Raw genomic sequence first — 8970 nt, forward strand, 5'->3', positions numbered from 1 at the left:
ATGCACTGCTTCACGCCCTGGGCATGGCACACTCCGGCGCGCGTGGATCGAGGCGCCTGTCGGGAACGCGGCCTGGACCGGCTGGCCGATGCCATGGAAGCCCACCTTGATACAGCCTGGCTGGATTCACTCCTCGATCGCTGATCGATACCCCTGTTACGCCCTCATCCTTTCGTAGAACAAGGTCTCATGGCGCGCCTGCTTCATGCCCCTCGTCGAGTTTTCCTGGACTCGACTGACATGATTGACGTTGACGTAAACGGCATCGAATTGGCAGGCATCGTGTCGACAATATTGCGGAAATATCCCGGTTTCTCATGGCGTTTGGCTGATGAGGTTCGTATGTAATCATTTTGTGTAGACAATGTTACGAATTTCTCTTCGGCCAAGGTCGTATGTTCTTGCCGGCATCGGCCGCGTAAAACCGCCGGGACCATGCCAACAACAACAACGTCAACACAGGATTGCTGATGAACAAACAGAACCGCTGAGGTACCAACGTGCTGCTCAAACGCGAATATGGCCAGGAACATCCCTACTGGCCGCTGGGACCCTTCAAGGTCCGCCTGCCCTTCATCCACTTCAAGTGGGCGATACCCGAAACCATCCAGGCCATGGTGATGTTCGTCATCTCCCTGGGCATGATTCCGCTGCTGGAGCAGTATCTCGGCGTCCCCTATGAGGTGGGGCTTGCCTTCGTGGTGGTGTGCGGTATCGGCTTCATGCTGCCACCGCTGTTGGGGGTGCCCTTCATCGCCGGCTGGATCACGCCGGCGATTCCGGTGGTGCTGCTGTTCATCGGTGACTTTGAACCGGGGCCCGAGGCGATTCGCGCCATGGTGGCGCTGCAGCTGATGGTGACGGCGATCTTCCTGTTCATGGCCGTGACTCGGCTGGGCACCAAGCTGGTCAACAACGTGCCGGCCTCGATCAAGGCGGGGATCCTGCTGGGCGCCGGTATCGCAGCGATCAGCGGCGAGATCGTCGAAGGCGGACGACTCTATAACACCCCGATTTCGCTGGGTATCGGCGGGCTGATCACGCTCTACGTCCTCTTTTCGCTCTCCTTCCGCGACTTGGCCGAGAAGTACCGCTGGGCGCGCAATATCGTGGCTTTCGGCATGGTGCCGGGCATGTTGATTACCATGGCGATCGGCTGGGGTGTCGGTGAATACTCGATGCCGACCGTTGAGTGGGGCATTGCCGTGCCCGACTTCGCGGGTATCTGGGCCTACCTGCCGTTCTCCATCGGTGCACCGGGTATCGAGCTGATGGTGGCGGCCATCCCCACGGCGATCATTGCCTATATCATCGCCTTCGGCGATATCGTGGTGGGTCAGACGCTGCTCAAGCGCGTCGACCATCTGCGCCCGGATGAGAAGATTGAGGTGAATATCGACCGTGTACACCTGATCACCGGGCTGCGCAATTTGATGCACTCGCTGCTGGCCCCCTACCCGGGCCTGGCCGGGCCGCTGTTCACCGGTGGCATGGCGACGGTCACCGAGCGCTACCGCTACGGTCGCAAGACCATGGATACCATCTACTCCGGCACCGGCGTGTTCTGGATCGTCGCTTCTTCGCCCTGTTTCTGTTGCCCCTGGTGACCTTCTTCCGCCCGGTGCTGCCCATCGCACTGTCAATCACCCTGCTGATTACCGGCTACCTGTGCATTGCCGTGGCGGTGGAGCAGATCAAGAATGCCACGGCCATGGGCGTGGCGGGGATCATGGGCGTGGTGCTGGCGACCCATGGGGCGGCCTGGGGGCTGGGTATCGGCCTGATCCTCTACTTCCTGATCGAGCACCGCGCCCGTGGCGCCCGAGAGGCGGAAGAGCAGGAACCGATCCATGTCGAGGATGACATGGTGGTCGAGCCTGACGACACAGCCGACCCGCAGCCTGCGGCGCGCTAGCGCCTGACCTTGAGGCGGTAATGCCACCCTTCAACGGGCCGACACCCCGAGTGTCGGCCCGTTGTACTGTCGCGAGTCTGGCATGATCGGTGGTTCCCGCTTGTGCCAGGTATTGCGCAAGGCAGTAACAAGGCCTTGCCGGCCCGATCATTGTCCGCGATGCCGTCAGGGGCGGTGCGTCAAGGCGGGGTAGGCAGGGCCGGGGGCGGTGCGATACCGGCGAAGCAGCCCGGATCGTCGCTGATGGCGCTGTCGACTCCCCAGAGCCAGTGGCGGGCGAAGGCAGCCGGGTCATTGGGGGTATAGCAGAGCAGCCGGTAGCCGGCATCCTTGATCTCCCGGGCCCGCCGGGCCGTAAGTCGCGTCCAGTCGGTATGCACGCTGATGGCATCGAGCGCCTCGCAGCGAGACTGCCACTTCTGCGGAATGGCTTCGGTGAGCACGCCGATGGGCAGGCGTGATGCGTCGGCCAGCGATCTGGCGTGGTGCAGCGCGGCCATGTCGAAGGAGGAGAGGATGATGTGCTCTGCGGGCAGTGCCTCGAGCAGGCGTGGTATCACGGCGTCGGCCAGTTCGCTGCCACTGCGGTTGCGACCGACCTTGAGCTCGAGATTGACGCCCATGTGGAGGCTTGCCAGCAGGTCGAGCATGTCGGCAAGCGTGGCCATGCGCTCGCCGCGAAAGGCATCGCTGAACCAGGCGCCGACGTCGAGCTCGCGTGCCTCGGCCAGGCTGAGTCGCGAGAGCCGGCCATGGCCATCCGAGCAGCGCTTCAGGGTCGGGTCGTGCCAGATCACCGGGGTGCCGTCGCCGAGCAGCTGGACGTCCAGCTCCACCCAGTGGCAGCCAATGTCGAAGGCGGCCCTTACGGCAGCCAGGGTGTTCTCGGGTGCGTGGGCAGAAAGTCCCCGGTGGGCGATCAAGCGGGGCAGGGCGATGTCGGGGTGTGGCGGCATTCAGTGACTCCGTGAGCGGCCTGGGCAGTCTAATGGCAACAGGTGACAGAATAGCGACTCTGGACGCCTGTGGCACGGGCGGAGCCGCGCCAGATTATGCTAGGCTTGCGGGCTTTGAACGATGCAGTGAGGCATGGCATGAAGGTGATGACCCCCGAGCGTGACGAACAGCGCGATGCCTGGCTTGCCAGGCTGTGTGCCGATATCTATGGCCGAGAAGCAGGGCTGACGCCACTGGTTACCTTCTCGGGCGCTCGACAGGTGCTTTTCGCCCACGAAGCCGCTCGTCTGTGGGGACTGGTCGATGATCAGGAGCGCCCCGGCGCATTGGCGTTGCTGGTGCTCGACGAGTCGGGAGCCGGCATGGTGCTGGGGTTGAGTGCCTCGCCCAGCGGTGATCGCGAGAGTGAGCGGCGGCTGATACGGGAGCTCGCGCTCAAGGCGCCGCTGCGGGTGGAGGCCGGCGACCAGGAAACCGAAGCTTTCTACCGGCGCTGCGGTATCTCGCGCTGGTTCGCCGCCCCCGGCGGGCGGCGCATCGGGCTGGCCCAGGGACATCCGGCCCAGGCTATCAGCGAACTGGAGCCGGCGCTGAACTTCGATGAAGCGGCGATTCTGCGCCGCTTCAAGCATGATCCCCGCTTCTTCGAGCAGGAAAAGAGCCGTTTCGTCGCCGCCCTGGCGGCGTTTCCCGGCTGAACCTGGCCAGTGCCCGCGCCAAACCGCCCCCGCCACCCTTGACCGCTGCCTGATTCGGCGTTTGGATGGGGCACACTCCATTCACTGAACAAGGAATATGACGCCATGGCCAAGCGTATCCAGTTTGCTCGTACCGGAGGGCCGGAGTTCTCGAACTGCAGGAGGTGACTCCTGCTGAGCCGGCGCCCGGTGAGGCTCGCATCAAGAATCACGCCATTGGCCTCAACTTCATCGATATCTATTTCCGTACCGGATTGTACCCGGCGCCATCGCTGCCGTCCGGCCTGGGTACCGAAGGGGCCGGCGTGGTCGACGCCGTGGGTGAGGGCGTGACGCACCTCAAGGCGGGGGACCGTGTCGCCTATGCCCAGGGCCCACTGGGAGCCTATGCCGACTATCATGTGCTGCCTGCCGACAAGGTGGTGGTGCTGCCTGAGGGCGTCGATGTGGAAACCGCTGCCGCCTGCATGCTCAAGGGTCTGACGGTTCAGTACCTGCTGCGCCAGACCTGCCCCCTCAAGGGCGGTGAGACGATCCTGTGGCACGCCGCGGCCGGCGGCGTCGGCTCCATTGCCTGCCAGTGGGCGAAGGCACTGGGTGTGAAGTTGATCGGCACCGTGAGTTCGCCGGAAAAGGCCGCCCTCGCCGAGAAGAACGGCGCCTGGGCGACCATCGACTACACCAGGGAAGACGTTGTCGAGCGGGTACGCGAGCTGACCAATGGCGAGATGGTGGATGTGGTCTACGACTCGGTGGGCAAGGACACCTGGGAGGTCTCGCTCGATTGCCTCAAGCCGCGTTCGCTGATGGTCAGCTTCGGCAACGCCTCGGGCGCGGTCGAGGGCGTCAACATCGGGATCCTCAACCAGAAGGCTCGCTCTTCGTGACTCGCCCCAGTCTCAATGGCTATGCCGACACCCGTGAGCGCCTGGAGATGATGGCCAATGAGCTGTTTGACATGCTGAAGAGCGGACAGATCACGATCGATATCGGTCAGACATACTCACTGGCCGAGGCGGGCAAGGCCCAGGATGACCTGGCAAGTCGCAGAACCACCGGCTCCACTATCCTGTTGCCCTGATCGCAACGCCACAAACCGTTCTGGTTCGCCTTGCGCCGCCGGTTCCTGTTCCAGGGCCGGCGGCGTCTTGTGTGGGTTATTCATTGCTGACGTAGGCCCCCATCTCACGCATTCGTGACTCGAAACTCGCCACGTTATCGACCAATCCGTCGGGGCCGAAGGCCACGCACTCGGCGAGGAGCACTTCGATCAGGGTGATGGCGGAAAGGATCGAGGGGAAGAAGTGCGGCGTGGCATTGGCCACGGTGAAGGTGATGGCGGCGCCTGGCACCAGGGGGGAGCGTAGCGTGTCGGTCACCACGATGGGACGGACACCATTGGCCCGGGCGATATCGAGGGCACGCATGGTTTCACCGCAGTAGGGCTCGAAGCCGAAGGCCACCACCAGGTCCTTTTCGCCAAAGGGTGCCAGCTCGGTCAATAGCCCGCCTTCCTGTCCGCGTATGAGCTGGATGTTGGGCATGGCGATACGACCCACGTAGGCGAAGTGGTAGGCGCAGGCGAAGGTGTCCCGAAACCCCACCACGGCGATCTTCTCGGCGCCGAGCAGCATCCTGGCCGCATCGCGGACCCGGGCCTGGGTATCAGCGGTGAAGAGCCGGCCGATATTGTCGAAGGCCGCATCGCCCACGTCGAGAAAGACCTGGTCATCGGTCTGGCTGGCCAGGTTGCGCAGATTGCTGGCCCGCCCGGAAAGCTCCACCGGGCTTGCTTGCACCGCCGACTGGAATACCTCGCGAAACTGCTCGTAGCTGTCGAACCCCAGTCGCTTGGCCAGGCGCACCAGCGTCGAGGCCGTTACCCGAGCCGCCGCCGCCGACTTGCGGATCGACTGGAAGGCGATTTCCACCGGATGTTCCAGCACATAGCCGGCGGCAAGCTTCAGCTGTGGGCTGAGCTCCGGATAGACAGCGGCCAGCTGCTGATTCACGGCATCCAGGCTCGATGGCGGCCTGGGCACCTCATCCTGCGTTTCAACGCTCTGCGATTCGTGTTCCAGCACGTCGGTCTCCTGCAAGGGGCGTATTACCCAGTGGCACGGTGCGGGCGGCCGAAAGCCGTAGGTCGTATTGTACCCCATGGTTCACGTCAAGGAATGAAACATTCGTACCTCTTTCTGTTGTTTTTCAGCACGTGCGTATTGACGCCCGGGTCAAGCTTGGCTAGGATTCTCCACAAAACAGATGTGTCATTATTTTCGAATAACGGCACATTTGTTTCCGCTCGAAATATCTGCTTCGGGCGTTATGGATCCTCCTTCTGCCACTGTTCCATCATGAGAGTCACCGCTTAGCCCATGAGCCAATCCAGCCCCAGTCCCGAAACCCTGAACATTGCCCGGCAGGGTGGTGTGATGGAGATACGCTTCAATCGCCCCCATCGCCTCAACGCCGTCGTGGAAGCCCTCTATACCGACCTGCTGGAAGCGCTGGACAGCGCCGAGGCGGATGACGACATCCGTGCCGTTATCCTGACCGGTGAGGGGCGCGCCTTCTGTGTCGGTGCCGACATGAAAGAGCATGGAGGTGCCAAGCGCACACTGTTCCAGCGTCGTCAGTACCTGCAGCTCGGCAATGACGTCTGTGAAGCGATCCTCCGCCTGCGCAAGCCGGTGATTGCTGCCGTCAACGGCTATGCCCTGGGCGCGGGCGCCGAGATGGCGGTTTCCTGTGACTTCATTGTCATGGCTGACGACGCGCAGATCGGCTTCCCGGAAACCAGCATCGGTACCTGTGTCGGCGGCGGTGTTTCCAAGATCCTGCCGCAGCTGGTGGGGTTGAGCATGGCGCGCCAACTGCTCTTCACCGGTAGGCGTATCGATGGCGAGGAGGCGACGCGAATCGGCTTGGCCACTTCGAGCTGGCCCCAGGATTCGCTGTTGCATGAGGCCCACCGTTTGGCAGGGGACCTGGCGAAGCAGGCACCGGTCTCCATCGCCATGCTCAAGCGCCTGGTGAACCAGGGTGGACATACCGACCTGGAAGGGCAGCTGCAGCAGGAGCTGGATGCCGTCTTCACCTGTTCGACCACCGAAGACTGGCAGGAGGGCGTCGACGCCTTCGCCGAGAAACGTTCCCCGAACTTCAAGGGCCAGTGACAGGCCAAGGTAAGCGAGACATGAATCCCATCGAAGGACACCTGCCGACCCGCAGCCCGCTCCATGACATCCTGGCGCCGACCGGCATTGCATCATCGGCGCTTCCAGCGACCCCACCAAGCGCGGCTACAAGGCCATGGTGGGCCTGGTCAAGGACGGCTACAAAGGCGACATCTACCCGGTCAACCCCAAGGCCGACATGATCCTGGGGGTTAAGGCGTGGCCGTCGGTGACGGCCATTCCGGGCAATCCACAGCTCGCCCTGATCTGCACCCCGGCCGCCACCGTGCCGGCCCTGATCGCCGAGTGTGGCCGGCGTGGCATCAAGGGAGCGGTGATACTCGCCAGCGGATTCGCCGAGATCGGCGACGAAGGGGCGGCCCTGGAGCGCGAGATGATGGCCCGGGCCGAGGCGCACGGGGTACGCATCATCGGCCCCAATACGTCGGGCGTGTTCAATCTGCACCACCGGATCAACCTGCTGGCGCTCGACAACGTCAAGGCGGGCGATGTGGGCATCATCTCCCAGTCCGGCAACATGCTGCTGTCGCTGGCACTTGAGGCACAGCACAACGGCCAGGTAGGCTTCAGCACCTATGTGGGGCCGGGCAACCAGAGCGATATCGGCTTCAATGATTACCTTCGCTACCTGGGCGAGGATGAGAACACGCGGGTCGCTGCTCTCTATGTGGAAGGTTTCCGGGATGGCAGCAAATTCCTGCAAGTGGCCCGGGATGTCACCGCCATGAAGCCGGTGGTGGTCTACAAGTCCGGCTCCACCGAGCAGGGACAGAAGGCCGCCAGCTCCCACACCGGCGCCCTGGCTGGCAGTTATGCCATGACCGTAGACCTGCTGCGCCAGGCCGGGGTCAGCGTCGTACAGTATTCCGACGAGATCCTGCCGGTGGCCGAGGGGCTGGGTCTGTTGCAGAAGGCCCGGGGCAAGCGTGTTGCCGTGATCTCGGATGGCGGCGGCCAGGCGACCATTGCCTCCGACCGACTCGCCGAAGCGGGGCTTGAGCTCGCCGAGCTCTCCGACACCACGCGCCAGCGCCTGCGCGACATCCTCATTCCCCAGGCGTCCACGGTCAATCCGGTGGACGTGGCCGGCTCCACGGACGCCCACCCCTCCCTGCTGGCTACCTGCATGGAGATCGTGGCCGAGGACGACAATGTCGACAGCGTCTTCCTGGTCGGCATGTTCGGCGGCTACAGCATCCGCTTCGCCGAGTCGTTGCTGGGCGACGAGATGCGCGGCGCCGAGGCATGGTGGATCTTTCCAAGGCCACCACCAAGCCGCTGGTGATCTATAGTCTCTACACGCCGATCAAGCCGCCTGCCCTGCGCCGTCTGCACGAGGCGGGCCTGCCCATCTACGCCTCCATCGAGCAGTCGGTCAGGGTGCTGGCGGCCCTGGGCGAGCGGGGCCAGTACCTGGCCCAGAGCCACAGCCAGGCACCTGAAACGTCCGTGGAACCGCAGCCGGCGCTTTCCGCCCTGTTCGCCCGCGCCCAGGCCGAAGGGCGCGACCTGTTCGAGTACGAAGCCAAACAACTGCTGCGCGACCATGGCATTGATGTACCCCTTGAACTCGTGGTTCGCAGCGAGGAGGAACTGGTCGAGGCCGCCGCTCGGTTCCGTGGTGCCGCAGGCGATACGCCGCTGGCCATGAAGGTGGTCTCCAGGGACATCCTGCACAAGTCCGACGCCGGTGGCGTCAAGCTCAACCTGGTCGGTGAGCCAGCCCTGCGGCAGGCCCGAGCTGAGATTCTGGACGCTTGTCGGGCCTACGATCCCGATGCGGATATCGAAGGGCTGCTGGTGACACCCATGGCCAGGAAGGGGGTGGAGGTGATCGTCGGGGTGATCCGCGACCCCATCTTCGGCCCGGTGCTGATGTTCGGCCTGGGGGGCATCTTCGTCGAGATACTCGAGGACGTGGCTTTCCGCTCGATACCGCTGACGCGCCATGATGCCAGGAGCATGGTCGAACAGATCAAGGCGAAGAAGATCCTTTCCGGAGTGCGTGGCGAGTCCGCCGTGGACAAGGAGGCACTGATCGACCTGCTGCTGACGGTATCGCGGATCGTCGAAGCCTATCCGCAGCTTTCCGAGCTGGACCTCAATCCCGTGATCGCCCATGCCGATGGCTATGCCGTGGTTGACGCCCGGGTTATCGTCGACCGTGACCGTTCCACGACCACTGCAGACGAGGAAACCG

Annotated in this window: 8 protein-coding genes and 1 pseudogene; 7 read left to right on the forward strand and 2 right to left on the reverse strand. The window is 63.5% G+C overall.

From position 1 onward, the window contains the following. The first annotated feature begins 500 nt into the window (after window positions 1-500). Both Q427_RS28245 and Q427_RS35020 read left to right on the forward strand, forming a co-directional pair. On the forward strand, window positions 501-1607 hold the full coding sequence (locus Q427_RS28245; protein WP_231613980.1) for a xanthine/uracil/vitamin C permease: 1107 nt from the start codon (window positions 501-503) through the stop codon (window positions 1605-1607). Next, the gene (locus Q427_RS35020) at window positions 1604-1915 is read left to right on the forward strand and encodes a hypothetical protein (RefSeq protein ID WP_231613981.1); all 312 of its coding nucleotides are present in this window, start codon (window positions 1604-1606) and stop codon (window positions 1913-1915) included. The genes Q427_RS28245 and Q427_RS35020 overlap by 4 nt, the downstream gene beginning before the upstream one ends. A 179-nt stretch (window positions 1916-2094) precedes the next feature. Here the strand turns inward: Q427_RS35020 and Q427_RS28250 are convergent, their stop codons facing one another. Next, complete coding sequence (locus Q427_RS28250) at window positions 2095-2871, reverse strand: glycerophosphoryl diester phosphodiesterase (protein WP_043518942.1); 777 nt, start codon at window positions 2869-2871, stop codon at window positions 2095-2097. Window positions 2872-3009: 138 nt separating this feature from the next. On the opposite strand from Q427_RS28250, the gene Q427_RS28255 reads away from it, so the two are divergent. Both Q427_RS28255 and Q427_RS28260 read left to right on the forward strand, forming a co-directional pair. Continuing rightward, window positions 3010-3570, forward strand: a complete 561-nt coding sequence (locus Q427_RS28255) for a hypothetical protein (RefSeq protein WP_043518944.1) — start codon at window positions 3010-3012, stop codon at window positions 3568-3570. Window positions 3571-3675: 105 nt separating this feature from the next. Further along, window positions 3676-4651, forward strand: a pseudogene (locus tag Q427_RS28260) (NADPH:quinone reductase). Between the two features lie 76 nt (window positions 4652-4727). Here the strand turns inward: Q427_RS28260 and Q427_RS28265 are convergent. Then, window positions 4728-5654, reverse strand: coding sequence for a MurR/RpiR family transcriptional regulator (locus Q427_RS28265; protein WP_043518946.1), 927 nt, complete (start codon window positions 5652-5654; stop codon window positions 4728-4730). 294 nt (window positions 5655-5948) lie between these two features. Here Q427_RS28265 and Q427_RS28270 point away from each other — a divergent pair, with 294 nt between their 5' ends. From Q427_RS28270 to Q427_RS35030, 3 genes are all read left to right on the forward strand, one after another. Continuing rightward, complete coding sequence (locus tag Q427_RS28270) at window positions 5949-6749, forward strand: enoyl-CoA hydratase/isomerase family protein (RefSeq protein WP_043518948.1); 801 nt, start codon at window positions 5949-5951, stop codon at window positions 6747-6749. A gap of 136 nt (window positions 6750-6885) precedes the next feature. Then, window positions 6886-8055 carry a CoA-binding protein gene (locus Q427_RS35025; protein ID WP_231613982.1) on the forward strand — a complete coding sequence of 390 codons (1170 nt, stop codon included), beginning with the start codon at window positions 6886-6888 and terminating at the stop codon, window positions 8053-8055. Beyond that, window positions 8016-8970 (forward strand): acetate--CoA ligase family protein (locus Q427_RS35030; RefSeq protein WP_231613983.1); only part of this gene is annotated, 955 nt, incomplete at its 3' end. The genes Q427_RS35025 and Q427_RS35030, both read left to right, overlap by 40 nt.

Source organism: Halomonas sp. BC04 (assembly GCF_000568385.1).